Origin of the sequence: Pseudomonas syringae KCTC 12500 (assembly GCF_000507185.2) — a bacterium.
GTDB classification, from domain to species: domain Bacteria; phylum Pseudomonadota; class Gammaproteobacteria; order Pseudomonadales; family Pseudomonadaceae; genus Aquipseudomonas; species Aquipseudomonas syringae.
Map to the genome: position 1 here is coordinate 199,894 of NZ_AYTM02000002.1, position 25,395 is coordinate 225,288.

At 59.8% G+C, this 25,395-nt stretch carries 25 protein-coding genes; 4 read left to right on the plus strand and 21 right to left on the minus strand.

The genetic code is table 11. The features are described 5' to 3' along the window. Positions 1-166: 166 nt before the first annotated feature. The 14 genes from V476_RS01390 to V476_RS01455 all read right to left on the minus strand — a co-directional run bounded on the left by V476_RS01390 (position 167) and on the right by V476_RS01455 (position 16,200). A complete protein-coding gene (locus tag V476_RS01390; RefSeq protein ID WP_002554078.1) occupies positions 167-571 on the minus strand; it encodes a TraR/DksA family transcriptional regulator in 405 nt (134 codons plus the stop codon). Positions 572-873: 302 nt separating this feature from the next. Beyond that, complete coding sequence (locus V476_RS01395; RefSeq protein WP_003370536.1) at positions 874-1,899, minus strand: ABC transporter permease; 1,026 nt, start codon at positions 1,897-1,899, stop codon at positions 874-876. Between the two features lie 47 nt (positions 1,900-1,946). Then, complete coding sequence (locus tag V476_RS01400; protein ID WP_024960510.1) at positions 1,947-3,524, minus strand: sugar ABC transporter ATP-binding protein; 1,578 nt, start codon at positions 3,522-3,524, stop codon at positions 1,947-1,949. Between the two features lie 69 nt (positions 3,525-3,593). After that, complete coding sequence (locus V476_RS01405) at positions 3,594-4,529, minus strand: sugar ABC transporter substrate-binding protein (RefSeq protein WP_024960511.1); 936 nt, start codon at positions 4,527-4,529, stop codon at positions 3,594-3,596. A gap of 44 nt (positions 4,530-4,573) precedes the next feature. Beyond that, positions 4,574-4,744, minus strand: a complete 171-nt coding sequence (locus V476_RS28530) for a hypothetical protein (protein ID WP_154219789.1) — start codon at positions 4,742-4,744, stop codon at positions 4,574-4,576. Between the two features lie 257 nt (positions 4,745-5,001). Further along, positions 5,002-6,021: a Gfo/Idh/MocA family protein gene (locus V476_RS01415; RefSeq protein WP_024960513.1), complete on the minus strand. Its 1,020-nt coding sequence runs from the start codon at positions 6,019-6,021 to the stop codon at positions 5,002-5,004. A gap of 66 nt (positions 6,022-6,087) precedes the next feature. Beyond that, complete coding sequence (locus V476_RS01420; RefSeq protein ID WP_003349149.1) at positions 6,088-6,948, minus strand: sugar phosphate isomerase/epimerase family protein; 861 nt, start codon at positions 6,946-6,948, stop codon at positions 6,088-6,090. Positions 6,949-6,999: 51 nt separating this feature from the next. Further along, complete coding sequence (gene iolG, locus V476_RS01425; RefSeq protein ID WP_003391656.1) at positions 7,000-8,010, minus strand: bifunctional inositol 2-dehydrogenase/D-chiro-inositol 1-dehydrogenase; 1,011 nt, start codon at positions 8,008-8,010, stop codon at positions 7,000-7,002. 68 nt (positions 8,011-8,078) lie between these two features. Then, a complete protein-coding gene (gene iolD, locus V476_RS01430) occupies positions 8,079-10,016 on the minus strand; it encodes a 3D-(3,5/4)-trihydroxycyclohexane-1,2-dione acylhydrolase (decyclizing) (protein WP_024960514.1) in 1,938 nt (645 codons plus the stop codon). Positions 10,017-10,074: 58 nt separating this feature from the next. Then, complete coding sequence (locus tag V476_RS01435; RefSeq protein WP_024649387.1) at positions 10,075-10,905, minus strand: TIM barrel protein; 831 nt, start codon at positions 10,903-10,905, stop codon at positions 10,075-10,077. Positions 10,906-10,940: 35 nt separating this feature from the next. Next, positions 10,941-12,443, minus strand: a complete 1,503-nt coding sequence (locus tag V476_RS01440) for a CoA-acylating methylmalonate-semialdehyde dehydrogenase (RefSeq protein ID WP_024960515.1) — start codon at positions 12,441-12,443, stop codon at positions 10,941-10,943. A gap of 28 nt (positions 12,444-12,471) precedes the next feature. Next, positions 12,472-13,281, minus strand: coding sequence for a 5-deoxy-glucuronate isomerase (gene iolB, locus V476_RS01445; protein ID WP_003348011.1), 810 nt, complete (start codon positions 13,279-13,281; stop codon positions 12,472-12,474). A 13-nt stretch (positions 13,282-13,294) separates the two neighbouring features. Then, a complete protein-coding gene (gene iolE / locus V476_RS01450; RefSeq protein ID WP_003348013.1) occupies positions 13,295-14,200 on the minus strand; it encodes a myo-inosose-2 dehydratase in 906 nt (301 codons plus the stop codon). A gap of 62 nt (positions 14,201-14,262) precedes the next feature. Next, positions 14,263-16,200 carry a bifunctional 5-dehydro-2-deoxygluconokinase/5-dehydro-2-deoxyphosphogluconate aldolase gene (locus V476_RS01455; RefSeq protein WP_024960516.1) on the minus strand — a complete coding sequence of 646 codons (1,938 nt, stop codon included), beginning with the start codon at positions 16,198-16,200 and terminating at the stop codon, positions 14,263-14,265. 283 nt (positions 16,201-16,483) lie between these two features. Here V476_RS01455 and V476_RS01460 point away from each other — a divergent pair, with 283 nt between their 5' ends. Next, positions 16,484-17,392 carry a MurR/RpiR family transcriptional regulator gene (locus V476_RS01460; RefSeq protein WP_003315787.1) on the plus strand — a complete coding sequence of 303 codons (909 nt, stop codon included), beginning with the start codon at positions 16,484-16,486 and terminating at the stop codon, positions 17,390-17,392. Positions 17,393-17,403: 11 nt separating this feature from the next. On the opposite strand, the gene V476_RS01465 is transcribed toward V476_RS01460, so the two are convergent. From V476_RS01465 to V476_RS01475, 3 genes are read right to left on the minus strand one after another with little or no spacing between them, the layout of a single operon-like run. Further along, complete coding sequence (locus V476_RS01465; protein WP_004417191.1) at positions 17,404-18,402, minus strand: lysylphosphatidylglycerol synthase domain-containing protein; 999 nt, start codon at positions 18,400-18,402, stop codon at positions 17,404-17,406. Further along, positions 18,399-19,649 carry a cardiolipin synthase ClsB gene (clsB, locus tag V476_RS01470; protein ID WP_024960517.1) on the minus strand — a complete coding sequence of 417 codons (1,251 nt, stop codon included), beginning with the start codon at positions 19,647-19,649 and terminating at the stop codon, positions 18,399-18,401. The genes V476_RS01465 and clsB overlap by 4 nt, the downstream gene beginning before the upstream one ends. Further along, positions 19,646-20,431: an endonuclease/exonuclease/phosphatase family protein gene (locus V476_RS01475; RefSeq protein WP_004417190.1), complete on the minus strand. Its 786-nt coding sequence runs from the start codon at positions 20,429-20,431 to the stop codon at positions 19,646-19,648. Before V476_RS01475 ends, clsB begins: the two co-directional genes overlap by 4 nt. Positions 20,432-20,635: 204 nt before the next feature. Between V476_RS01475 and V476_RS01480 the strand changes: the two genes are divergently transcribed. After that, a complete protein-coding gene (locus tag V476_RS01480) occupies positions 20,636-21,175 on the plus strand; it encodes a cytochrome b (protein ID WP_004417189.1) in 540 nt (179 codons plus the stop codon). Position 21,176: 1 nt separating this feature from the next. Here the strand turns inward: V476_RS01480 and V476_RS01485 are convergent, their stop codons facing one another. The 3 genes from V476_RS01485 to psrA form a co-directional block, all read right to left on the minus strand. Continuing rightward, positions 21,177-21,917 carry an S-methyl-5'-thioinosine phosphorylase gene (locus V476_RS01485; protein ID WP_024960518.1) on the minus strand — a complete coding sequence of 247 codons (741 nt, stop codon included), beginning with the start codon at positions 21,915-21,917 and terminating at the stop codon, positions 21,177-21,179. A 9-nt stretch (positions 21,918-21,926) separates the two neighbouring features. After that, positions 21,927-22,937 carry a beta-N-acetylhexosaminidase gene (nagZ, locus tag V476_RS01490; protein ID WP_024960519.1) on the minus strand — a complete coding sequence of 337 codons (1,011 nt, stop codon included), beginning with the start codon at positions 22,935-22,937 and terminating at the stop codon, positions 21,927-21,929. 107 nt (positions 22,938-23,044) lie between these two features. Beyond that, positions 23,045-23,761: a transcriptional regulator PsrA gene (gene psrA, locus V476_RS01495; RefSeq protein ID WP_003315795.1), complete on the minus strand. Its 717-nt coding sequence runs from the start codon at positions 23,759-23,761 to the stop codon at positions 23,045-23,047. A gap of 257 nt (positions 23,762-24,018) precedes the next feature. On the opposite strand from psrA, the gene lexA reads away from it, so the two are divergent. Beyond that, positions 24,019-24,627, plus strand: coding sequence for a transcriptional repressor LexA (lexA, locus tag V476_RS01500; protein WP_003315796.1), 609 nt, complete (start codon positions 24,019-24,021; stop codon positions 24,625-24,627). 9 nt (positions 24,628-24,636) lie between these two features. Further along, on the plus strand, positions 24,637-25,107 hold the full coding sequence (sulA, locus tag V476_RS01505; RefSeq protein WP_003315797.1) for an SOS-induced cell division inhibitor SulA: 471 nt from the start codon (positions 24,637-24,639) through the stop codon (positions 25,105-25,107). A 14-nt stretch (positions 25,108-25,121) separates the two neighbouring features. On the opposite strand, the gene V476_RS01510 is transcribed toward sulA, so the two are convergent. Continuing rightward, entirely contained in the window at positions 25,122-25,355 is a 234-nt protein-coding gene (locus V476_RS01510) for a hypothetical protein (RefSeq protein ID WP_003315798.1), read from the minus strand. Positions 25,356-25,395 lie beyond the last annotated feature (40 nt).

A 25,395-nucleotide genomic window follows, 5' to 3' on the forward strand; every position in this document is an offset into this window, starting at 1 on the left:
GTTATGGCGCTATTAAACGCCAGATAACGGCCTTGTGCCATGCGCTGTTGGTCGTAGCGACCGGGCGATGGACGTCAACGCGTTTTCGACAAATTCCGGGCACAACAAAACCGGGAGGCAATTGCTTGCCTCCCGGTCTGGACACTCAGTCGCTGTTACCTGTCTATCAGGCCTGGCGCTGGTGCTTGTCGATCTGCTCGTGGCGCTCTTGCGCTTCGATGCAATACTTGGTGGTCGGGCTGATCAGCAGGCGCTTGAGGCCGATTGGCTCGCCGCTGTCGTCGCACCAGCCGAAGGTGTCATCGGCAATACGCGAAAGGGCCATTTCCAACTGTGGCAGCATGCGCTGGTCGCGATCGATCACGTTGACCAGCCAGTGACGCTCTTCTTCGACCGAAGCAGCGTCAGCCGGATCGGCAGGCGTGTCCAGGCTCTCGATCGCAATGCGGCTCTGCTCGATACGCTCATGGATCTCGACCTTCATGCCCTGCAACAGCTCGACGAAGAAAGCGTGCTGCTCGGCGTTCATGTAGTCATCGGCCGGCATGGCCAGCAACTTTTCCTTTGTCATTTATTTCTCTATAAAAAAACGTGCATTGAGGAGCGGCCTGACGTTGCCGTACAAACCAATAATCTCCAAGCGCCACCTGGCACTCAATTTACGAGGGGCGGCAGTCTAAGGCCGGCTAGCGGGCTCGGCAACACAATTGAAGGATTTTTGTACAGCGAATACCGTAAAACCCTTCAAATGCGGGCGAAAGACCTGGCCAGCAGGTTGCTTGATGAGGCTCTGACCCACTGACAACGAATCGGTTCCTGCAAACTCCAACGCACAAAAGGGCCTTGAAAGGCCCTTCGATGCAGGTGATGGAATCAGCGCTTGGTCTTGCGCTTGTTGCGATACTGATCGATTACCACGGCCACGACAATGATCAAGCCTTTGATAATGTCCTGAACATAGGCGTCCACGCCGACAAAGGTGAAACCGCTGGCCATCACGCCGAGGATCAGCGCACCGATCACCGTACCGGTAATCCGCCCGACCCCTCCGGAAAGGCTAGTGCCGCCGATGACCGCAGCGGCGATGGCGTCCAGCTCGTAGGACATGCCCATCCCGGCCTGCCCGGTTGCCGCTCGCGCCGAGGCAACCACACCCGCCAGCCCGGCCAGCAGCCCGGCGATGCTGTAGACGATGACCAGATGGCGCTTGACGTTGATCCCCGAGGTGCGTGCCGCCTGCATGTTGCCGCCAATGGCGTAGGTGTACTTGCCGTACTTGGTGTAACGCAGGGCTATGTGAAAGATGACCGCCACCACCAGGAAGATGATCACCGGCATCGCGCCCTGGCCAATGGCCGTGTACGAGTCGGAGAGCATGCTGACCGGCTGACCTTCGGTGTAGAAGCGTGCAAGGCCGCGCGCAGAGACCATCATGCCCAGCGTGGCAATGAACGGCGGAATACCGGTTATGGCAATGATGCTGCCATTGATGGCGCCCGCCAGCAGCCCGACGCCGAGACCGACAACGACCGGAATCCACACCGGCAGGTCGGTCAGCGACGGAAACACCGCCCGGGAGAAGTCGGAAGTCTGAGCCAGGCTCGCGGCAATCATCGCTGAAAGCGCAAGCACCGAGCCGGAGGAGAGATCGATGCCGGTGGTGATGATCACTTGGGTCACGCCGATGGCCAGCAAGCCGATGATCGACACCTGCAGGATCATCAGTACCAGACGCTGGGAATTGAGCAGGAAGCTCTGATCACGGACGATCCAGCCGAACAGTTCAAAGATCAGGCCGATGCCGATCAGCACCAGAAAGATGCTCAGTTCGGTGGGCAGCCGCCGTTTGCTTCTGGTCGGCGTCATGGCCGGTTTATTTTGCAGAATCGCGTCGCTCATGTTCGTTATCCTCTTGTTCTTCTTCTACCGAGCCCTGTAGTGCGAACTCAATGAACCTTGTGGCCGGAGGCCAGATGCATGACTTTTTCCTGGGTCGCTTCACTGCGATCAAGGATGCCCATCATTTCGCCTTCGTGCATGACCATGACCCGGTCACTCATGCCGAGAACCTCCGGCAGCTCAGAGGAAATCATGATGACCGCCATGCCTTCACTGGCCAGCAGGGAGATCAGGCGGTAGATTTCTACCTTGGCACCCACGTCGATACCGCGTGTCGGCTCATCCAGAATCAGTACCTTGGGGTTGGTCATCAGCCAGCGCGCCAGCAGCGCCTTCTGCTGGTTACCCCCGGATAATGTGTCGATGCACTGCTCCAGTGACGGCGTCTTGACCCGAAGCTTTTTGCACATGTCTTCGCACAGGGCGCGCAAGGCCTTCTGTTGCACGAAACCGTTGCCGGCATAGTTGGCCAGCACGGCCATCTCCATGTTTTCCATCACCGACAGGCATGGAAACAGACCAGTCAATTTGCGGTCCTCCGTGAGTAGCGCAAAACCCAGTTCGATGGCCTGATGTGGATCGCCGATGTGCACCGTCTTGCCATCGAAGCGCACCTCGCCGCTGTCGCTGGGGGTTATGCCAAACAGCGTCTCGGCTACATTGGTGCGCCCGGAACCCATCAGCCCGGCAATGCCAAGCACCTCCCCGGCACGCAGGTCGAAGCTCACATCCTTGAAAATGCCGTTCAGGCTCAGCCGGTTGACGGACAGCAACACATCGCCTGCCGGTTTCTCCCGCTCGGGGAACAGCTGGGTCAGTTCCCGGCCCACCATCATGGTGATCAGACTGTCGCCATCCATGCTTTCAGCGCGCTGCAGACCGATGTAGGCACCGTCGCGGAACACCGCCACCTCGTCGGCGATTTCGAAGACTTCGTTCATCTTGTGGGTGATGTAGATGATGCCTTTGCCCTGGGCACGCAGGTCGCTGATGATCGAGAACAGGTGAGCGACTTCGGTTTCGGTGATGGCCGAGGTCGGTTCGTCCATGATCAGCACGTCCGAGTTGTATGACACGGCCTTGGCGATCTCCACCATCTGCCGCTCGGCAATACTCAGCGTGCCGACCAGTTCCTCGGGATCGAGGTTGATGCGCAGGCGCTCCAGCAGCTCGGCAGTGCAGCGGTGCATCTCGCGGTGATCGACCATGTGCAGGCCGTTGAGCTGCTCGCGACCGATCCAGATGTTCTCGGCAATGCTCATGAACGGCATCAGGTTCAGTTCCTGATGAATCATGGCGATGCCTGCCTGCAACGCGGAAAGAGGTGTATCGAAGCTGACCGACTTGCCACGCAGACGTATTTCGCCCGCGTCCGGCTGATAGATGCCCGCAATGATTTTCATCAGGGTAGATTTTCCGGCTCCGTTCTCGCCCATCAGCGCCAGCACGCTGCCAGGGCGAACACGCAGTTGCACATCATTGAGCGCAACCACGCCAGGAAAGCCCTTGGTGACATGGCTGATTTCCAGCAGATACGGGGCCTGGGCGTCAGGCGCCCCGCCATCCCCGTCGCCGGACGGCAGATCGCGTTGCGCGGGCGGATTGGCAGTAGCAGAACCGAACATGATCACAACTCCTCAAGCGGCAGGCTGCGGCAGAGCATTTGCGTGCCCTGCCGGGCCTGACGATCGTTGTTATTTGAAAGTGGCGACGTTTTCAGGGGTTATCAGGCGATAGGGAATGATGATCGCCTGGGGCTCGACCTTTTCCTTCCTGGCCAGTTTCACCGCGGCATCTATCGCCCCGTCGGCCTGCCCTTTCGCGTCCTGATAGACCGATACGGCCAGATCGCCCTTGGTCACGGCGTTCAGTCCGTCTGGCGTACCGTCGACACCGGCGATCAAAATGCTGCCTTTCTCCACACCTGCCTGCTTCAGCGCCATCGCCGCGCCAATGGCCATTTCATCGTTGTTGGCCAGCACCGCATTGAATTTGCGCCCTTGAGTGAGCCAGTCGTTGGTCAGGTCCATGCCCTTCTGGCGCAGGTAGGTACCCGTCTGCTCCTCTTCTATCTTGATGTCCGGGTACTTGTCCAAGACCTCCTTGACGCCCTTGGTGCGGTTTTGCGTGGAGTTGTTGGCCAGGTCACCCAGGAGAATCATGACATCGCCCTTGTCTTTCATTTTGTCGGCGATGTATTGCGCCTGAAGTCGACCGGCTTCCACGTCATCCGACGTCACGGTGGCGACGCCTGCTGGCAGATTCAGATCGTCCGGGCGGCGGTTGACGTAGACCAGCGGGATACCGGCGGCGACCGCTTCCTTGGTGATCCGCGCAGTGGCGGCAGTGTCGACCGGGTTGACGATCAGCGCGTCGACTTTCTTGTTGATCAGGTCCTTGACCTGATCGAGCTGCTTGTTGACGTCCGCGCGGGCATCGACGAACTGCAGGTCCACTTTCTCGGTCGTGGACATGACCTTGGCCTTGGCACTCATATCGTCACGCAGGTAGGTCAGCCAGGTGTCATCGAACTGCGACATGGACACACCGATCTTGATATCGGCCAACGCTGCACCGCTGCCCAGCATCAGCGCCATCGCCAACGAGGTCAAAGCAATCTTGGTCTTCATGAGGATCTGTCTCCAAATTCTTGTTGTTGTGTGGATGCAGCAAATCAGCGTGACAGGCGGATCCCGGTAGCACCGGGGATGCAGAACAGTTGCGCATCCTTGTGGCGCACGCACAGGCCCCGGGCGACGACGGTGAGAAATCGCTCCAGGGTCCGGATCCAGAATGACGGGGTGGCAGAGCGCTTGGCGGTGACGCCAGAGGTAGGGGTTTTCATCGACAGTACCTATCTTTTGTTTTGTTTTGTTTTTGTCGGGCTTGCTTCTCGTGATCTGAAAAACCTTCAAAACGCGAGTGATTCGATCGTCGGTAACCTGAAAACGACTCTATTGGAAAATATTTTCCAATTCAACTGATTTTAGGATTTTATTCCATTTCATTTTATTCGGTTGCAGAAACGACAGAGCCCGACGCATGGCAAGCGTCAGGCTCTTTTCGATAACGGACTGCTGGATGCGCTGCAGTGCGCAATGGCTATAGCGCCACAACGCGCCCTTCTCTGGCACTCAGGCGCGCGGCATCCATGATTTGCGCCGAGGCTATCGCATCATGCGGATTGACCGGATTACTGCCCTGCTCGTCGACGGCGCTTTGCAGCTGGCGGTAGAACTCCAGCCAGCAACCGCGCTCCGAGGGTACACGCTCGCGATGCTCACCCTGCTCGAACCAGCCCCAGCGCCGATGCTCCTCGACACCCCAGCGCTCGCCCTCGGACTTTGGCGTGAGCCCGGCAAAGGCGGCCTCTTCCTGGCCGTCCAGCCCGTCCACGCTGTAACAGCCCTTCGCCCCACTGACCCTGAAACGCGGTTTGGCACTGTTTTGCAGGCAACTGCCGGACAAGTGTGAAGTCACGCCGCTGGCATGCCTCAGGGAAACGAAGAACGTGTGGTCCAGTTCGTCTTGCGGCGCAGCGAATTGCAATTCGGCATACACCCGTTCGACCGGCCCGAACAGCACCAGCGCCTGATCCACCAGATGACTGCCCAGATCACGCAGCACGCCACCGCCGCTGGCTTTGCCGACAGACCGTGGCGAATAACGCTCGATGCTGGACTCGAACCGGCTAACCGCGCCCAGAGCCTCACTGTCGAGCAATTTGCGCACGGTGAGGAAGTCCGAATCCCAGCGGCGGTTCTGATAAACGCTGAGCAGTACGCCACGGCGCTCGGCCGCGTCCACCAGCTCGCGTGCCTGCGCTGCATCACTGGCGAAGGGCTTGTCGCTGACCACTCCGACACCCAGTTCTATCGCTTCGAGGATCAACGCTCGGCGCGAGGCCAACGGTGTGGAAATCACCACCACATCAACCCCGGCAGCGACCAGCTCGGCCAGCGTGTCGAAGGTCGCCACGCCGGGATGGTCTTTGGCCACTTCCTGTTTGCGCTCGGGTGAACGGGTCACCACACCCACAAACGTGGCACCCGGCAAACTTGAAATCAGCGTCGCATGAAAGTAACGCCCGCCTTTGCCATAGCCCACCAGCCCTGCTCGCATGCATGTCTCCTGTAGTCCATGAACCTCATGGCCGCAGCCGTCGGTTGTGTAGTTGATGCCGCCGTTTCAACGGAGCAGCTCGCTTTTGACCCGCTCCAGCATGAATCGGCTCGATTCGTCTGCGCGTTCCTCCCAGGCAAATACCGCCACTGTGGCAATGCCGTCGAACTTGATGTCCCGCAACGTCGAGAAGAACGCCTCCCAGTTCACCTCGCCCTGGCCGATGTCCAGGTGCTGATGCACCGTCGCCGTCACGCCGGGCGGGTTGACGATGTAGCGCAGGTTGGAAGAAGCCCGGTGATTATAGGTGTCGGCAATGATCAGATGCGTGAGCTTGTCGCCGGCATAGCGCAGCATCGAAGCGATATCGCCAACGCCATCGTCGTAGAAGAAAGTGTGTGGTGCCGCGTACAGGTAGTTGATCCAGTCGCGATCGAGCCCGCGAATGATATCCACCGACTCGTTGTTGCGCTCGCAGAAATCGTAGGGGTGCGCCTGAATATCGAGCTTTATGCCTTCGCGCTCGAAATGCGGCATCAATTCATCCATGGATTTCATGAACTGGTTTTCACAGACCAGCGCATGGTCGGATTGCCCGCTGAACTCGGTATTCATCAGGTCGCAGTCCATTTCAACGGCGACCTGAATGGCACGTTTCCAGTTGCGAACCGCTGCAATACGCAGGTCTTCATCTGGCGCAGCCCAGTGGTACAGCGGCAGCAGCGAGGAGAGTTTCACCCCGGCATCGCTCAGCGCCTTGCGAAACTCCCTGATCCGCGCCCGATCCACCCGTGGGTATTTGTAAAACGGCATGAAATCTTCACGCGGCGACAGCTCGATATAGTCATAACCCAGCTCCGCGGTTTTATCGACCATCGCCCCCAGAGACAGATGGCGATACATGTAAGGGTCCAGTGCAATACGCATGATGCCTCCTTTTATTCCTTTCAAGAGATGTACTGGTTAAACGCAGAATGGTCAGCTATAGAACACCGGACGCATGGCGAGGGTGATCGGCACGACTGCACCCGTGTTCTGCGCCAGCACGCAGGCATCGGCGGCCACAGCGGCGGCATATCCGTCCCAGGCCGAAGGGCCGTAGAGAGTCCCCGCTTTGACGCCATCGATGAAGTCCTGCAACTCGACGTCGTAAGCAGCGATGAAGCGGTCTTTCCAGTCCATCAGAATCGCGTTGGACAGCTTCGCCTCGCTGCGCAACTGGACCTGAGAGGGCTCCGGCAGTCTGGCAATGCCAGTCTCGCCGACGACTTCACACTGGATGTCGTAGCCATACTGACAATTGACGAATACTTCGACGTCGATGCGCGTGCCCTTGACCGTTTCCAGCATCACGATCTGCGGGTCCTTCAGGTGCGCCAGGGCCTTGCTGGTCTTGCGCGGGAATACCACCTGCACCGACACGTAGTCATCGTCGAGCAGCCAGCGCAGTACGTTGAGTTCGTGAATGAGCGTATCGGTGATGGCCATGTCGGTCTTGTAATTCTCGCCCACACTCGGGTTGCGGTGCGCGCAGTGGAGCATCAGCGGCTCGCCGATCCGGCCGCTGTCGATCACTGCCTTGAGCGCGCGATAGCCCTGGTCATAAGGGCGCATGAACCCCACCTGTACCAGACGCCTGCCACTGGCGATCTCGGCTTCGACAATGTGCCGGCAGCCTTCGGCAGTGACTGCCAGCGGCTTTTCGCAGAACACCGGCTTGCCCGCAGCGATGGCTGCCAGCACATATTCTTCGTGACTGGGCCCCCAGGAGCAGACCAGGACCGCCTCGACATCCGGCGCGGCGATCAATGCGTGCCCGTCGGCATACACTTCGGCGCCGAGGTCCAGATCGCGCACCACCTTCGCTGCCTGTTCGAGATTGATGTCGGTGACGGCCACCACCTGACTGCCGACCAGCGTCTTGCTGCAACGCCGGATATGATCCTGACCGATTGCGCCTGTACCGATCACGCCGAGTTTCAATGCCATTTTCATGTTCCTTTTTTGTTATTGGATGTACCCGTGAAGGGATCACGGGCGCTGAACGATAAAAGTGATCAGTACTGACGAGCCTTGAGCAGCTCGCGATTGAGCTTTTTATACACCTGAGCGGTAGTGCCGGTGGTCGACACTTCGGCAACCCCGACACGCCACCACGACAGGTATTTGTGGATCATCGTCTTGGGCAGGACCTTGATGTCGATCAGCGTCGACACGGTCTGACGTTGCGCATCGGCGAGCGCCTGGCGCAGTTGTTCGGCAGTACTCACCTTGTAGGTCTTGCAGCCATAGGCGGCAGCACTCATGGCGAAATCCACTGGCACAAAGTCACCGTCGAGCTTGCCGGTTTCCGGATTGCGGAAACGGAACTCGGTGCCGAAGCTGTTCATGCCGTGCTCCATCTGCAGATTGTTGATGCAGCCGAAAGTCATGTTGTCCAGCAGCACCACGTTGATCTTGCGCCGCTCCTGGATCGAGGTGGCCAGTTCCGAATGGAGCATCATGTAAGAGCCATCGCCGACCAGCGCAAAGACTTCGCGGTGCGGCGCTGCGAGCTTAACGCCCAGTGCGGCGTTGACCTCATAACCCATGCACGAATAACCGTATTCGACGTGATAGGTGTCGACTCCGGTACTGCGCCAGGCGCGCTGCAGATCACCCGGCAAGCTGCCCGCTGCTGCAACGATCACCGCATCGGCAGGCAGGCTCTGGTTGAGGATGCCCAATACACCACTCTGAGTCAGACACGAACCCGTCAGCTCGATGAAATCGCGCAGCACGGCAGGGTCCAGGTGATCGTTGATTTCCGGGACAAAATCCTCACGCTGGTACTCGACCGCGTACAGGCGATCCACCTCGGCATCCAGCTCGGCACGTGCCGATCGCGGTGCATCGCCCCAGGCCGCACGATAACCGCAGGCCTGGAGGCTTTCGGTCAGCGCCTGCAATGCCATCTGCGCATCGGCCAGGACCTGCACGCCGTCCAGTTTCTGCACATCAAAGGCACCGACATTGAGGTTGAGAAACTGCACATCCGGGTTCTGAAACAGCCATTTCGACGCGGTGGTGAAATCGCTGTAACGGGTGCCTACGCCGATGATCAGGTCAGCCTCTTTGGCCAGCCGATTGGCCGCCAGCGTGCCGGTTTCGCCGATGCCGCCCATGTTCAACGGGTGCGCCGAAACGATGGCACTTTTGCCGGCCTGAGTTTCGGCGAACGGGATATCGAAGCGCTCGGCAAAGGCTTGCAAGGCATCCGCCGCGCCGGAGTAACGCACCCCGCCGCCGCAGATCAGCAACGGCTTGCGCTTGCCGACAAGTAGTTGCAACGCGTCGTCAAGCATGGCCTTGCTTGGAGGACGCCGGTCGATACGGTGCACGCGTTTTTGCAGGAAGCTATCCGGATAGTCGTAGGCTTCAGCCTGCACATCCTGAGGCAGCGCCAGGGTAACGGCGCCCGTGTCGGCCGGGTCGGTCAGTACGCGCATGGCATTGAGCGCTGCGCTCATCAACTGCTCGGGCCGGTTGATGCGGTCCCAGTATTTGCTCACCGCCTTGAACGCGTCGTTGGTGCTGATACTCAGGTCGTGAAACTGCTCGATCTGCTGCAGCACCGGATCGGGCTGGCGGCTGGCGTAGACATCGCCCGGCAACAGCAGCAACGGAATACGGTTGGCCGAGGCCGTTGCCGCAGCGGTGACCATGTTCGCCGCGCCAGGGCCGACCGATGAACTGCACGCGTAGATCTTGCGACGCAGGTGCTGCTTGGCAAAACCGATGGCGGCGTGGCACATGCCCTGCTCGTTACGGCCCTGATGGACCACCAGGTCGCCGCTGTCCTGCTCCAGCGCCTGCCCAAGCCCCAGCACGTTGCCATGCCCGAAAATGGTGAAAATGCCGGCGACGAATTTGCTCTGTACGCCGTCGACTTCGACGTACTGGTTATCGAGAAACTTCACCAGGGCCTGGGCCATGGTCAGTCGGGTTGTACTCATGTTCGCACCTTGTTCTTGTTTGAGGTGGCCAGGGTTTAAGCCGGCCTGACGGCTGAAGTCAGTGACGCTGCGAAACGGCTCGTGACAAATGCGTCATGCTTGCCGCTATTGCCTGAGGAATGTCATCCAGCACGTGAACGCTTTCAGCAAACGGTTCGAACGACAGATGTCCCTCATAGCCGCTGTCCAGCAAGCGCTCGATCTGCGACGCATTACCCAGAATGTCGCCTTCGCCGACCAGCACGCGATGACCATCGCGAATGCTGTTGAGCGGTGTCTGCGCATCCTCGACACCGGAGATATGTACCAACCCGGTCAGCTCCGGGAACAACTCGACCTCGCCGGCCAGATGGTGGTGAAAGGTATCGTGAACCAGTCGGTAAACATCCAGCCCGCCGACAGCTTTGATCGCATCCACCGCTTGACGCTTGAGTCGCAGCGAGCACTCCTCAAAGCCGAGGGGTTCGACGAAGCCGAGAATTCCGTGCTCGCGAAGAATCGGGGCCAAGGCCGTCAATGCGGTGCGTAATCCCGCAGCGCGCTGCGCACCGTTGCGCGGGTCGGCACGGTCATTGAGCGGGCACAGCACCAGACCGCGGGCACCGCAGTCGCGGGCGTACTGCGCCAGCTTCGTCGCCTGGGCAGCGCGCTCTTGGTTCCAGACATCGAACGGGTACAGGGCGTTGATGGACAACACCTCTACCCCCCTGGCCGCACAAAGATCACGGACGACCTCGGGGGCAGTGCCGTCTTCGATCTCGATGCCCTTGAGGTCGTTGCGAATCTCGATGGCATCGGCACCCAGCTTGACCGCCAGGTCGACGAAACTTTCCAGAGACAGGCGCGGCGCGACCATTCGATTAAGGGCGAAACGCAGAGGGTGGTTCATTGTTTTTGTTCTCCGCAACATTCCATTGATGAAGACTATTTGGCAGTCGGCATACTGAACTCGGGGCCTTTGGCGATGCTGTCCGGCCAGCGTTGCATGACGCTTTTGTAGCGGCTGTAAAAACGCAGGCCTTCTTCGCCATAGGCATGGTGATCGCCAAACAACGACCGCTTCCAGCCGCCAAACGAATGCCAGGCCATGGGTACCGGGATCGGCACGTTAATGCCGACCATGCCGACCTTGATGCTGCGAGCGAACGCGCGGGCCACGCCGCCATCGCTGGTGAAGCACGACACACCATTGCCGAACTCGTGTGCGTTGATCAGCGCCACGGCGCTGGCGAAATCCGCAACGTGGACGATGCCCAGCACCGGGCCGAAGATTTCTTCCTTGTAAATCTGCATCTGCGGCGTGACGTGGTCGAACAGCGTCGCGCCGACGAAAAAGCCCTGCTCGGCACCCGGCACCTTGAAGTTGCGCCCATCGACGAGCAGCCTGGCGCCCTCTTTGACGCCCTGATCGATGAAACCCTCGACCTTGGCCTTGTGCACGGCGGTGACCAGCGGCCCCATGTCCGAATCGGCCTGCATGCCGTTGCCGACCTTGAGCTGGTCGATGCGCGGCAGCAGCTTGTCGATAAGACGCTGGCCGACATCGCCGACCACCACGGCAATCGAGATCGCCATGCAGCGCTCCCCTGCCGAGCCATAGGCCGCCCCGATCAACGCGTCGGCGGCCTGATCCAGATCAGCGTCGGGCATCACGATCATATGGTTCTTGGCCCCGCCCAGCGCCTGCACGCGCTTGCCGTGGGCAGTGCCTTGCTGATGGATGTATTCAGCGATCGGGGTCGAGCCGACGAAGGAAATAGCCTCGATGTCAGGGTGCTGCAGCAACGCATCAACCGCCACCTTGTCACCCTGCACCACATTGAAGACGCCATCGGGCAGACCGGCTTCCTTGAGCAGGCGCGCCATCAGCAGGCTGGCCGACGGATCGCGTTCGGAAGGTTTGAGGATGAAGCAGTTGCCGGTCACCAACGCCATGGGGATCATCCACAAGGGCACCATGACCGGAAAGTTGAACGGCGTGACCCCGGCGCAGACGCCCAGTGGCTGACGCAGGTTCCAGTTATCGATACCGCCGCCGATGTTGTCGCTGAAATCGCTCTTCAACAGGCTGGGGGCACCGCAGGCAAATTCGACGATCTCGATACCGCGCACCACCTCGCCGCGTGCGTCGGACAACACCTTGCCGTGCTCGCGGCAAATGATCTGCGCCAGTTCGTCGTGGTGCTGGTCCAGCAGTTCCTTGAACTTGAACATCACCCGCGCACGGCGCAACGAGGACTGCTCGGACCAGGCCGGAAACGCCGCCTTGGCCGCCGCAACCGCTTCATCCACGGTCTTCACGCTGGCCAGCGCAACACGCGCCTGGACCGTGCCGATTGCCGGGTTGAAGACATCGCTGTAACGCTCGCCCTCGCCCGTGTCCAGGTGTCCGTTGATGTAGTGGCCGATTACCGGTGACTCGTTCATCTCATGCCTCCAGAACAAAAAGGGGAAATCAGAGATCCAGCAGCCAGCTGTGCTGCGGATCGTTGTGGAACTGCCAGGCGCGCGTCGGGCCGGCCATTACGTTCAGGTACCAGGATTCGTAGCCATAGGGGACGGAGACCGGGTGGTAGCCCTTGGGCACGGTCACCAGGTCATTGTTTTCCACGGCCATGGCCTGATCGATGCTGCGGTCGTCGGTGTACACCCGCTGGAAAACGAAGCCCTGCGGCGGGTTGACCTGGTGGTAGTAGGTTTCTTCGAGGAAGCTCTCGTGCGGCAGGTTGTCCCGGTCATGCTTGTGCGGCGGGTAACTGGAGGAATGCCCGGAAGGTGTACGCACCTCGACCACCAGCAGCGAATGCGCCGCTTCGCTGTCCGGCAATATGTCGCACACATAGCGGGTATTGGCGCCCTTGCCGCGTACGCTGCGCTTCATGCTGCCCGGCATGATCAAGCGTGCCGGAAAATGTTTGCCGGCATCGCCCGGCGCCGTACATACGGCAAGCTGCACCGCGCCACGCGCGACAAACTGCGCCTGGCTATGCGGCGGCAGGTAGACCGCGAATGGCGATTTTTCTTCGAATACCGATTGTCGGTCGCCGATGTTTTCCCAGTTGAAAGCGCCCTGCCCCGGCGCTTCGCCACTGACGCTGGCGTGCCCGGTCAGCAGGACCACGCACAGCTCGTTTTCTCCTGCGCTCAGTGGCAGGGTTTCTCCGGACTCCAGCCGGTAGGCGGCAAAGTTCACGTATTCCAGCGAACCGGGGGCCAGCGCTACGACGTCGCGGCCAGTGGATTTACTCTTGGTCAGCAGATTCATGCTTGAGTCCTCCTTATCGTGCATCGGCCAGCAGTTGGCGCAGCGTGTCATAGCCTTTTTTGGCGTAGACATAACTCGGCGCTACGGCTGGGTCCTGTTCGGCCTCGACCACCAGCCAGCCGTTGTAATCGGCCTGCAACAAGACTTTGAGCAGCGCCGAGAAGTCGATGTCGCCGTCGCCCGGCACCGTGAAGGTGCCGTTGATGATGCAGTCCGGAAAGCTCCACAGATTGTTGCGCGCCAGTTGCACCACCGGCTTGCGCACGTCCTTGAAATGCACATGACAGATACGCTGGATGTGCTTGCTCAACACCTGAAGAGGGTCGCCACCGCCCATGTAGCAATGCCCGGAATCGAACAGCAGCCCGACTTCCTCACCCGTCAGCGCCATCAGCCGGTCTATATCCTGCGGCGACTCGACGTAAGCACCCATGTGGTGGTGATACGCCAGACGCACGCCCCGGGACAGGGTGAAGCGCGCCAGCTCGGTCAATTTTTCGGCGTACTCATGCCAGGCGGCATCGGTGTGAAAACGCGGTCGTTCGACCAGCGGAATACGCTGCCCCTGAATAGAGTCAGCCACCTCGCCATACACCAGCACCGAAGCGCCATTTTCGGCGAGCAGTTGCACATGCGCAGTGATGGCTTCGATTTCCTCGGCCACCGAACGCCGCGCCAGGCGGCTGGAGTACCAGCCGGACACCAGCGCCAGATCATGGGGCCGCAATACATCACCGACGCCCTTGGCATCTTTCGGAAACTTGCCGTTGAGCTCGAAGCCCTCGTAGCCAATGGCTTTGCCTTCGCTCAGCGCCGTGCTCAGCGGGGTTTCTCCGCCAAGGGCCGGCAAATCATCGTTGCTCCAGGAGATCGGATTGATGCCGATGCGGATCCTGGGTGTGGAAGTCGAAACGGGCATGGCTGCACCTTTTTTTGTTGTTATCGCGACGTTGTTGTCGTGACGTCGAAACCCGGAACCGATCAGGCGCGGCTTTCGCGCCAGGATTCGATCAACCAGTTGAAGGTGCTCTGCACCCGACTGATCAGCGTCGCATCGTCTATTTCGCCGGCCATCCAGGCCCGGCTTGGCTCACGGAATATTGTCCGGCCGACGGCAAAGCCCTGGCAGACGCGGCTGTGGCGTGCTTCAGCAAAGCCGGCGGCGAGCTCTTCGACAGGCGCATTGAGCCCGAGCAGCACCACGCCGCGGCAATACGGATCGCGTTGCTGGATCAGTTCGTCCAGTTGCTGCCAGACCTGCGCGCTCTGCGCCTCGATCTTCCACCACGCCGGGTAGATGCCCAGGTTGTACAAGCGCTTCAGCGAGCGAAGCATCACGTCCGGATGAGGCGACGGGTGATCCTTGGGCGGGATGATTTCCAGCAGCAACTCATGGCCGCTGACTTTCGAAGCGTCGTAGAGCGCCTTGATCTGCGCTTCCTGCTCCAGGCGCAACATCGGCTCGTCATCGGGGTGATATTGCACCAGGCACTTGATGATCTGCTCTTGCGGCCAGGCGAGCAGATTGCTGCCGATGGAGCGACCGTGCTCGAAGGCCAGCGGCCTTGAACCCTGCACTTCCACCGGACGCGCTACCCACCAGCCGCGACCGGTCGCCGCGTTGAGTGAATCCTGACCGAAGCGCTGGTCGGCAAGCAGACCGACATCGGCTTCGATGCCGCGCTTGCGCAGGTCGGCTTCGACCCGCTCGACCGCCTGCACGAACAGCTGCTTGAGCTGGCTGATGCTGCGAAGATCACGCCCGGCCTGTTGCGCCAGTTCGACCAACTGGCCGCGATGGTCGAAGGCAAAGATGAACAACTGTCGCCACTGCTTGCGCGGCACGCTGACCTGATGCAGCCGTTGCAGGGCGACATCCTGATCAGGGCGAGTAATGGGTTCAGGGCTGTTGAACAGGTAATCGAGTTCGGCCGGGGTCGGCATGGCGGGCGCACAGGCGTGCCGCGACACCACCAGCCCGCCACAGGCATTGGCCAGCTGGCAGCAGCGTTCGTCGCTGGCCTCCTTGAGCCAGCCGCTGAGAAAACCGGACATGAACGCATCGCCCGCACCGAGCACGTTGAGCACTTCGACCTGCACGCCGGGGTAGATGGCGCCCTCTTCCAGCCGCGCAGGAATGGCCCCGTGAATCACCGTGCAGCCTTGCGGGCCGAGCTTGACCACCAGCGTTGCGGCCGTCAGTTCACGCACCTTGCGCAGGGCAGCGAGCAAATCGGTCGAACCGCCGGCAATCTGAAATTCCTCTTCAGTGCCGACGATCAGGTCGAAACGCGGCAGGATGCGCTGCACATGCTGGCTGACCTTCTGATCGGCAACGAACCGGGTCTCGCCGTCGGCCTTGCCTGCCAGCCCCCAGAGCACCGGGCGGTAGTCGATATCCAGCACGCGTTTGACGTCATGCTTCTCGGCATAGTCGAGCGCCTGGCTGCTGGCCTTGAACACCTGATCAGTGGAGAAATGCGTGCCGGTGATCAGCAGCGCCTTGCTCGAGGCAATCTGCTGCTCGTCGATGTCCTCGGCGCGCAGGGCCATGTCAGCGCAGTTTTCACGGTAGAACACCAGAGGGAAGGTTTCACGATCCTTCAGCCCCAGCAGCACCATTGCCGTCAGGCGCTCGGGGTCGCGCTTGATGGCGCTGACATCACAGCCTTCGCGGGCCAGGGATTGGATCAGAAAGCGGCCCATGTGATCATCGCCGACCCTGCTGAGCATGGCCGACCTGAGCCCGAGCCTGGCCGTGCCGAAGGCGATGTTGGCCGACGAGCCGCCCAGGTACTTGGCGAAACTGGAAACGTCTTCCAGCCGCGCGCCCACTTGTTGTGCATAAAGGTCGACGCCCAGGCGTCCGAGGCAAATCAGATCCAACTGACGCCCAGTGGCAAAGCGTGTCTGGCCCATGGTGGCTCCTGTTATTTTTATCAGCCTGCAGCGCCTGCATCATGTGTACACGCTGCTTTGTGAATGCAGCGTAAAACGTAAGCGCGCATCAATCAATATTTTTTCTATAATTATTTTTATTGGAATATTTTTTCCATGCCGCCACTCAAGTGCTGGCACGCTGCACAGGCGGGTAGGATATAGTCGTCGCTCCTGCCCCAAGGCAGCCTCCACCGTCAGGCCCACAACAGTCGTGCTGTGCACGAAGTTGCCCTGAAAAAGAACAAGCAGATAGGATGTGAATATGACCAGCGCCGATCAGCCCACTTTGCCCGGGACGAGCGTCGACATGCCGCCGAACAGTGCCGAAGGCTTGTTGCGGCTGATCACTGATGAATACGAGGGACTGCCACGTCAGCTCAAGCGGATCGCCAGCTATATGAGCCAGCAGAGCGACCGGATCATGGTTGACCGGATCAGCGACATCGCCCGCGAGTGCGAAGTCCACCCTTCGGCCATCGTGCGATTTTCCCAGCGCTTCGGCTTCAGCGGTTTCAGCGAGATGCAGGCGTTATTTCGCGAGGCTTATACGCACAAGACCACGCCGGTGCAGAACTACCAGCAGCGTATCCGCAGCCTGATCGCCAACAAGTCACAGAAAGCCAACGCAGGCGATCTGGCACGCGAATGCGTCAGCGCCACCCTCTCTGGCCTGGAACGCCTGAGTGTCGAACTGGATGACGATGAATTCGAAAAAGCCGTGGACCTGGTGGTCAACGCCGACAACATCTATGTGGTGGGCGTGCGCCGCTCGTTTGCGGTGGCTGATTATCTGGTCTACAACCTGCAACACACCAACAAGCGCATTCACCTGATCTCTGGCCTGGGTGGCAGCTATCGCGAGCAAATGCGCAGTGTGCGCGCCAATGACCTAGTGATTGCCATCAGCTTCACGCCCTATGGCAAGGAGACCCAGCACTGCCTGCGCATTGCCCAGCATCATCAGGCCAAGACGCTGATCATCACCGACAGCAACCTGTCGCCGCTGGCCAAGCGCGCCAACTCGGTGTTGCTGGTCAACGAGGGCAGCTCGTTCGCCTTCCGCTCCCTGAGCGCCACGCTATGCCTGTGCCAGGCGCTGTTCATTGCCGTGGCGTATCGCCTGGAACTCAAGGTCGATGAAATACACGAGCAGGTCGGGTTTGATGACTGAGGGCTGAGCCCTCAGGATTTGGCTTCCTCGCCCATGCGCTGCTGGTTCTTCTCGCCCATTTTCTTCGCGCGTTTTTCCAGCACCAGATACACCACCAGCGCCAGCAGCAGCGGCAGCAGGAAGTAGATCGCGCGGTAACCGATCAACGCTGCGAGCAGGCTGCCCTTGGAAAACTGGTGCGCCAGCAAGGTGATAAACACAGTCTCGAGCACGCCGAGGCCTGCTGGAATGTGAGTGATCACCCCGGCGATGCTGCTGATCAGCAACACACCGAGAATCGCTGGATAAAACGCCTTGTCCGGCAGCAGGGTGTAAATTACCGCAGCCATCAACGACCAGTTCAGAGCGCCCAGACTGGCCTGCATCAGCGCCTGTTTCATCGATGGCAGATTGAATTCCTGATCACGGATGGTCCATGAGCGTTTCTTCGAAAACCGGCAGGCCAGCAGGTACGCAAAACACACGGCCAACAGTCCGAAGCCGATCAGTTGCAGCGTTGTGGTGCCGATCGACCACTCCTTGGGCAACTCCAGAAAACGCATCGAAAACACAAAACCGGCCAGCAGCATGTAGCCCAGCCAGTTGGTAATCAGGCTCAGGCTGAGAATCCGCGTGATGGTCGAAACGTCCAGCCCCAGTCGCGAATACAGGCGGTAACGCAAGGCGATGCCGCCGACCCAGGAACTGAGATTGAGGTTGAACGCGTAGCAGACAAACGTCACCGGCACGATCTGCTTGATCGACAACTTGTGCCGGGTGTAATAGCGCGCCAACACGTCAAAGCCGCAGTAGGTCGCGTAGCTGGCAAAAGCCACCGCCGCCGCGATGGCCAAGGTGCTGGCCTTGTAGGACGCCAACGCCTGTTTCACCTCTTGCCAGTCAAGCTTCTTGACCAACATAAACAGCAGAACCGGGACGGCGATGAAGAAAAACAGGTTGAACACCCGCTTTGCCCACTTCCACTTGGTTCCCTGCGCACTTTGCGGCGCTGCCTGCGTGGCTTGGGTCATAGGGTTTTCTCCTGGTCCATCGGATGGTTGTTCTGCTGCTGTTCGATCACTTTCGCTTCGGGCACTACATCACCGGCACGCAGTGGCTTGAGGCGCACACCGTGAACCGGGAACAAACCGGCAATGGCCGGGAAACGGCGCAGGAAAAAGAAACTCAATACGATCATCGGCGCACGCCACCACTGGCCACGCGCCGCCCCCTTGAGGCTCATTTGCTTGCTGTGCGCAGCGGCAAGTTCCATCAGATGGTTTTGCAGATGCTCATTGAGCGCGCGATCACGAATGAACAGGTTGGCTTCCAGGTTCAGCGCAAGGCTCAGCGGGTCGAGATTGCTGGAGCCCACGGTGGACCAGTCCTGGTCGATCAGCGCGACCTTGCCGTGCAATGCACGTTGCTTGTATTCGTGAATGGCCACGCCATCGCGCAGCAGGTAGGTGTAGGTCAGCCGCGAGCAGACCCGCACGAACGGCATGTCGGGCTGCCCCTGCAGAATCAGGGTGACCTTGACGCCCCGCCGTGAGGCATTACGCAGCTCACGCAGAAAGCGGTAGCTGGGGTAAAAATATGCATTGGCCAGGGTGATGCGTTGCGTCGCAGCGCGAATCGCCTCGAGGTACTGCTCTTCGATATCGGTGCTGTGCTCGTCATTGTCGCGCTCGGCGAGCAGCATACTGGCGTCACCGGCGCGGTCCAGCTTGAGTTCAATGGGTGGCAATTTGTCACGAACGACCTTGCTGAGCATATTCAACGCGCTGTGGTGAATATCGCCAACAATCGGCCCGCGGACCAGAACGGCGTAGTCCTGTTTGGCCGTCACCCCGGTGTCGGTCATATGATCGACGCTGTAGTTGATGCCGCCGATGAAACCCAGTTCGCCGTCGATCACCACCACCTTGCGGTGCAGGCGACGGAACAAGTTGGTGCGCATGCCCATGAACCGCGGGCGCGGATCGAACAACTGGATCTGGATACCGGCGTCGATCATGGTTCTGACAAACGTCGAACTCAGGTCCGAAGTGCCATAGTCGTCCACCGTGACGACCACCTTCGCGCCATTCGCGGCGGCTTCGAGCAATGCCTGTTGCAAACTTTCGCCGATTCGGTCTTCAAAGATGATGAAGGTCTCGATCAGCACCTCTTTGCGCGCGGCACGTATGCACTCGAATACCCGGGCGTAGAAATCCTCGCCATTGATCAGCAACTCTACCGAGTTGCCGTCACGCCACTGCCCTGTCGTATCGCTCATAAGGTCAACTCCACCGCCAGCGGTGCATGATCGGAAAGGTGGGACCACGGTCGGCTGGACAACACTTTCGGCCGGTGCGACGTCGCATTGCGGACATAGATCCGGTCCAGGCAGAGCAAGGGCCAACGGGCCGGAAAGCTTTTGGCCGGTGCCCCGAAGCGCTCGACGAAAACCTCATGCAGCCCGCTGCCCTGCAGCGATGCATCGGCGCGCCGGCGCCAGTCGTTGAAGTCACCGGCAACGATCACCGGCTCGCCCTCGGGAATACGTGCCATCAGCTCGTTAAGCAGTTTGAGCTGCTGACGACGATGGCTTTCACGCAGCCCCAGGTGCACACAGACCGCATGCACCCGGCCCGCGTGTGGCACCTCGAGAATGCAGTGCAACAAGCCGCGCTGCTCGGTGCCATGAATGGAAATATCAAGGTTTTCATGCTGGATGATCGGGTATTTGGACAGCAACGCGTTGCCATGATCGCCATCCGGGTACACCGCGTTGCGGCCGTAGGCAAAATCACTCCACATGCTGTCGGCCAGAAACTCGTACTGCGAAATCGTCGGCCAGTCCTTGACCTTGCGCGCATGGCTCTGTTGTTCGCCGTGCACTTCCTGAAGAAACACGATATCGGCCGATACAGTGCGCACAGCTTCACGCAACTCCGGCAGAATGAAGCGGCGATTGAAAATGCCAAAGCCCATGTGCATGTTCATGGTCAGTACATTCAATGAAACACTGGCGGACACTGGTGTTGCTGGGCCGACAGGCGGATTGGCACTGGTCAAGACTTGCTCCCGGGTGAATATTCACGGCATATGAAGCCACCCGTGGGCACAGGTTCCGTCGCGTATTTCACGTGCTGTGTATTTGCCATATTTAGTGGCCGGAGAGGCACGTGAAAAAAATCAGGCCAACATGAAACGCAGGCGCCCGATCGACAGCCTAAGCTGTGCACCAGACCTGCAAACAAAGAGACAAGGAATCAAACCGTGGATGCATCGACTTCTCAACGCTACACCGCCCGGGCCAGGTGGCTGCACTGGTCAATGGCCATTCTGATCGTGCTGGCGTACACCCTGATTCTGAGCCGCACCCAGTTCAGCAAGGGCTCGGAATACCGTTTGCTGGTCGTGCAGAGCCATTACTGGGTCGGCATTCTGATTCTGATCATGGCGTTTTTCCGTGCCGCCGAGCGTCGACGTCATCGTCCACCCGGCATTACACCGCCGCTTGAAGGGGCGTTGCGCATCGTCGCAACCCTGACCCATTACGCGCTGTATGCGTTCCTGTTTGCTCAGCCGTTACTGGGCCTGCTGACGGTGATGGTGGAGAAAGGCGCACTGCCCATCCCCCTCACCGACCTGCAGATTCCCTGGCCGCTGGCCACCTCGGACCACCTGGCCGAAACGTTCGAAGACGTGCACAAGTTGCTGGGCTCGATCTTCTACTATGTCATCGGTCTGCATGTGATCGCTGCGCTCTGGCACCACCTGGTGCGCAAGGACGATACCCTCAAGCGCATGCTGTAACTCAGGACGCCGAAAGAACCTGGGCAAGCGTAGCCTTCACCTTGCCCATCCCCTCGCGCAGGGCCTGTTCGATTTCCGCCATGGTAATGACAGTCGTCGATTTGCCCGCTGCCGGATTGACCACCAGCGCCAGGCAGGCGTATTCAAGCTCCAGTTCACGCGCCAAGGCGGCTTCGGGCATGCCAGTCATGCCGACGATGTCGCAACCATCACGCTCCAGGCGAATGATTTCGGCAACAGTCTCCAGACGCGGTCCCTGGGTACAGGCATAGACGCCCCGATCGGAGAACGCGCATCCCTCTGCCGCCAACGCCGCAATCAGCCGAGCACGCAGCGGTTCGCTGTACGGATAGCTGAAGTCGATGTGCGTGACCGCTTCCAGATCATCGGCAAAGAAGGTGTGCTGACGACCGCTGGTGTAGTCGACCAGATCATGCGGCACACAGAAATGCCCGGTGCCCATGGCCGGATGAATGCCACCGACTGCGTTGACCGCAAGAATCGCTTCGGCACCTGCCTGCTTGAGTGCCCAGATATTGGCCCGGTAGTTAACCTGATGCGGCGGCAAGCGGTGCGGGTGGCCGTGGCGCGCCAGAAACATCACTTCACGACCGGCATAGTCGCCGATCTGGATTTCGCCGGACGGTGCGCCATAAGGGGTGTTCATCGGCAGGGATTGCCGAATGTTCAGGCCCTCGAGCTGGGTCAGGCCAGTACCGCCAATAATCGCGTAAACAGTCATCGCAAATCCTTAATCGATCAGTTGAGCAGCACGCAGAGCCTGGAGCGCGGCCTGCCAGCGCGGGTGTTGCCGATAGTCGGTGCTGGCCGACGCCTGACCGCGCATACGCGCGATACGTGGCGAAGGCTTGACCTTCAGACGCTGCGCAGCGCCCAGCGCAAGCTCTGCGGCCGCCCGGTCGTTGCACACCAGGCCCATGTCGCATCCGGCTGTCAGCGCTGCCTCGATACGGCTGGCCGCATCACCGACGACATGAGCCCCGGCCATCGACAGGTCATCGCTGAAAATAACACCGTCAAATTGCAGTTCGTCGCGCAGAATGTCCTGCAACCAGCGCCTTGAAAAGCCTGCGGGCTGCGAATCGACTTTCGGGTAAATGACATGCGCTGGCATCACTGCAGCCAGCTGCTGACTCAGACGAGCAAACGGCACCAGATCACTGGCGCGGATCTCTTCCAGGCTACGCTCGTCATTCGGGATAGCCACATGAGAATCGGCTTCAGCCCAGCCGTGGCCGGGAAAATGCTTGCCGGTGGCAGCCATGCCCGCAGCGTTCATCCCACGAATGAACGCCCCTGCCAGCAACGCCGCCCGCTGCGGATCGCCTTCGAACGAACGCGTGCCGACCACAGCGCTGCGCTGGTAGTCGAGGTCCAGTACCGGAGCGAAGCTCAGGTCCAGTCCGACCGCCAGCACTTCGGTCGCCATCAGCCAGCCACACTGTTCAGCCAGAAGCTCGGCGTCAGGCTTGTCGGCGATGGCGCGCATCGGCGGCAGGCGTACGAAGCCCTCACGCAGGCGCTGCACCCTGCCGCCCTCCTGATCGACGGCCAGCAGCAGGTCCGGGCGCACAGCACGAATCGCGGTGCTCAACTCACGAACCTGACGGGGATGCTCGATGTTTCGGGCAAAGATGATCAAACCGCCCACTTCGGGCTGGCGCAAAAACTGACGGTCTTCGCTGGTCAGCCAGGTGCCGGCGACATCGACCATCAAGGAGCCTTGCAGGCCAGAACTCATAGAAAAACCCTTACACACCAGTGCTCGTTCACAATCCGGGCATGGTGCTTGATCCTGAAGCCCGACGCAATCCGACACGCCGCTACAGCCGGATCAATACAGAGGCTTCAGGCCTTGGCGACCGCAGGCGCGCTGGTGCTGCTCTTGGTCCGCGGCCTGAGCTGGGCGGCGATCATCGCAGGGTCGCTGACCCCGGTGTCGGCGCGCATGCCGGCGGCCAGAAACGGCACCATCAGGCGCATGACCTGCTCAATGGAGGTATTGACGCCGAAATCGGTCTCGGCAATGGCGCGCAGGGCCTTGATACCGGACATGCTGAACGCCGCAGCGCCGAGCATGAAGTGCACGCGCCAGAACAGCTCGATGGGTGGAATGCGCGGCGCGGCTTCGTTGACCAGCGTCATGTAGCGACGGAACACCTTGCCGTACATGTCTTCGAGGTAGCGGCGCAGGTGGCCCTGGCTCTGACTGAAGGCAAGCCCCAGAAGGCGCATGAAGATCGACAGGTCGTTACCGCTGCGCGGCTGCACCACAAGCGCCTGCTCGACGAGAATCTCCAGCAGTTCCTCAAGGCTTGGCTTGTGTTCGGGTTTTGCCTGGCGACGCTCCAGCTCGCGATCGAGACTGATGCAGAACGGTCCCAGAAAACGCGAGAACACGGCCTGAATCAACGCCTTCTTCGAGCCGAAGTGATAATTCACTGCAGCCAGATTGACCGACGCCTTGCTGGTGATAAGACGCAATGACGTTTCGGCAAAGCCTTTCTCTGCAAACAACTGCTCTGCAGCATCAAGAATGCGTTCAACGGTTTCCGACTGGGCCATGGCTCTCTGCCTAACAAACGAACGTTTGAAACATACGTATCAAACGCCTCGGTTGTCAAGTCGGCGCGTTCACTTTGTGGCCGAACAGTCACGGTAATGGATGTTAAATGACAAACCTCAGGTATTGCCGAGGTTTTTGACGGGAGGCGCTGCATGAGTAGGGCCACCGCTCGGCAGCGAAAATGAAATGGATGATTGCCAACGCGCCTTCACTGTATATAATCCCAGTCACTGTATAAAAAGCCAGAGCGCCCCTCATGATCAAACTGACGCCACGCCAGGCTGAAATCCTGGGTTTCATCAAACGCTGCCTGGAAGACAACGGGTTCCCGCCGACACGTGCGGAAATCGCTCAGGAGCTGGGCTTCAAATCGCCCAACGCGGCGGAAGAACACTTGAAAGCCCTGGCGCGTAAAGGCGCCATCGAAATGACCCCAGGTGCTTCACGCGGTATTCGCATCCCCGGCTTCGAAGCGCGGCCGGATGACAGCAGTCTGCCAGTCATCGGCCGCGTTGCAGCAGGTGCACCGATCCTGGCCCAGCAACACATCGAAGAGTCCTGCAACATCAATCCTTCCTTCTTCCACCCCAGCGCCAACTACCTGTTGCGCGTTCACGGCATGAGTATGAAGGACGTCGGCATTCTGGATGGCGACCTGCTCGCCGTGCACACCACACGCGAGGCCCGCAACGGCCAGATCGTGGTTGCCCGGATTGGCGATGAAGTGACAGTCAAGCGTTTCAAGCGTGAAGGCAGCAAGGTCTGGCTGCTGGCGGAAAACCCTGATTTCGCCCCCATCGAGGTCGATCTCAAGGATCAGGAACTGGTGATCGAAGGTTTGAGCGTCGGCGTCATTCGCCGCTAAGGAGACGTTATGCAGTTCCATCAAGCACCGCATTCGCAATTGCCGCTGTTCGAGGCGTTTCTGGCTCAGCCCATCGCCCCGCTGCTCACAGATGCAGTCGAAACGCCGTGGGGCGATGAACCAGAGCCCTTCAGTGAACTGTCATTGCGCGGCGCTGCCGGGAACTGCCTCAACCTTCTGGCCCCTATTCTTCGGGAACTGAGTGAGGAGCTGGATGCGCGCTGGCTGACACTGATCGCACCGCCATCCAGCCTGACGCAGACATGGCTGCGCGATGCCGGGCTTAACAGGGAGCGGATTCTTCTTCTGCAGCCACGCGGCACGCAAAGCGTACTGGAGTTGACTCGCGAAGCACTTAGACTGGGGCGTAGTCATACGGTGGTGAGCTGGATCAACCCGCTAGGCGCCATAGCGCGTCAGCAACTGATCAGTGCAGCAAAAATCGGGGAAGCACAGAGCCTGAACATCCGGCTGGGCTAAGGCCCAGTCGTCGATCAATGCAGAACGTGAGGCACATCATCCTTTTCGATTTCGCCTTCCGCCAAGCGGCCAGCCATCTGCACACCCACACTCAACATGGCTTTGGCGACTTCGACATGCTGACCCTGCATGAACGCTTTGGCATCCGCAGAGAAATCAAGCGTTACCAGAGAACCCTCGTCATCGGCACGACGCAGCTCGATACGTCCGTCAGGTAGTTCGACAATTTCCAGGAAAGAGGTAGGCATTGGTACAGTTACTCCGCGATAAGCCGGCATTGTAACAGCC

What these genes read in the sequence shown, in the direction of transcription:
- V476_RS01390 (WP_002554078.1), bottom strand. Translation starts at nt 571, where the DNA reads ATGACAAAGGAAAAGTTGCTGGCCATGCCGGCCGATGACTACATGAAC.
- V476_RS01395 (WP_003370536.1), bottom strand. Translation starts at nt 1,899, where the DNA reads ATGAGCGACGCGATTCTGCAAAATAAACCGGCCATGACGCCGACCAGA.
- V476_RS01400 (WP_024960510.1), bottom strand. Translation starts at nt 3,524, where the DNA reads ATGTTCGGTTCTGCTACTGCCAATCCGCCCGCGCAACGCGATCTGCCG.
- V476_RS01405 (WP_024960511.1), bottom strand. Translation starts at nt 4,529, where the DNA reads ATGAAGACCAAGATTGCTTTGACCTCGTTGGCGATGGCGCTGATGCTG.
- V476_RS28530 (WP_154219789.1), bottom strand. Translation starts at nt 4,744, where the DNA reads ATGAAAACCCCTACCTCTGGCGTCACCGCCAAGCGCTCTGCCACCCCG.
- V476_RS01415 (WP_024960513.1), bottom strand. Translation starts at nt 6,021, where the DNA reads ATGCGAGCAGGGCTGGTGGGCTATGGCAAAGGCGGGCGTTACTTTCAT.
- V476_RS01420 (WP_003349149.1), bottom strand. Translation starts at nt 6,948, where the DNA reads ATGCGTATTGCACTGGACCCTTACATGTATCGCCATCTGTCTCTGGGG.
- iolG (WP_003391656.1), bottom strand. Translation starts at nt 8,010, where the DNA reads ATGGCATTGAAACTCGGCGTGATCGGTACAGGCGCAATCGGTCAGGAT.
- iolD (WP_024960514.1), bottom strand. Translation starts at nt 10,016, where the DNA reads ATGAGTACAACCCGACTGACCATGGCCCAGGCCCTGGTGAAGTTTCTC.
- V476_RS01435 (WP_024649387.1), bottom strand. Translation starts at nt 10,905, where the DNA reads ATGAACCACCCTCTGCGTTTCGCCCTTAATCGAATGGTCGCGCCGCGC.
- V476_RS01440 (WP_024960515.1), bottom strand. Translation starts at nt 12,443, where the DNA reads ATGAACGAGTCACCGGTAATCGGCCACTACATCAACGGACACCTGGAC.
- iolB (WP_003348011.1), bottom strand. Translation starts at nt 13,281, where the DNA reads ATGAATCTGCTGACCAAGAGTAAATCCACTGGCCGCGACGTCGTAGCG.
- iolE (WP_003348013.1), bottom strand. Translation starts at nt 14,200, where the DNA reads ATGCCCGTTTCGACTTCCACACCCAGGATCCGCATCGGCATCAATCCG.
- V476_RS01455 (WP_024960516.1), bottom strand. Translation starts at nt 16,200, where the DNA reads ATGGGCCAGACACGCTTTGCCACTGGGCGTCAGTTGGATCTGATTTGC.
- V476_RS01460 (WP_003315787.1), top strand. Translation starts at nt 16,484, where the DNA reads ATGACCAGCGCCGATCAGCCCACTTTGCCCGGGACGAGCGTCGACATG.
- V476_RS01465 (WP_004417191.1), bottom strand. Translation starts at nt 18,402, where the DNA reads ATGACCCAAGCCACGCAGGCAGCGCCGCAAAGTGCGCAGGGAACCAAG.
- clsB (WP_024960517.1), bottom strand. Translation starts at nt 19,649, where the DNA reads ATGAGCGATACGACAGGGCAGTGGCGTGACGGCAACTCGGTAGAGTTG.
- V476_RS01485 (WP_024960518.1), bottom strand. Translation starts at nt 21,917, where the DNA reads ATGACTGTTTACGCGATTATTGGCGGTACTGGCCTGACCCAGCTCGAG.
- nagZ (WP_024960519.1), bottom strand. Translation starts at nt 22,937, where the DNA reads ATGAGTTCTGGCCTGCAAGGCTCCTTGATGGTCGATGTCGCCGGCACC.
- psrA (WP_003315795.1), bottom strand. Translation starts at nt 23,761, where the DNA reads ATGGCCCAGTCGGAAACCGTTGAACGCATTCTTGATGCTGCAGAGCAG.
- lexA (WP_003315796.1), top strand. Translation starts at nt 24,019, where the DNA reads ATGATCAAACTGACGCCACGCCAGGCTGAAATCCTGGGTTTCATCAAA.
- sulA (WP_003315797.1), top strand. Translation starts at nt 24,637, where the DNA reads ATGCAGTTCCATCAAGCACCGCATTCGCAATTGCCGCTGTTCGAGGCG.
- V476_RS01510 (WP_003315798.1), bottom strand. Translation starts at nt 25,355, where the DNA reads ATGCCTACCTCTTTCCTGGAAATTGTCGAACTACCTGACGGACGTATC.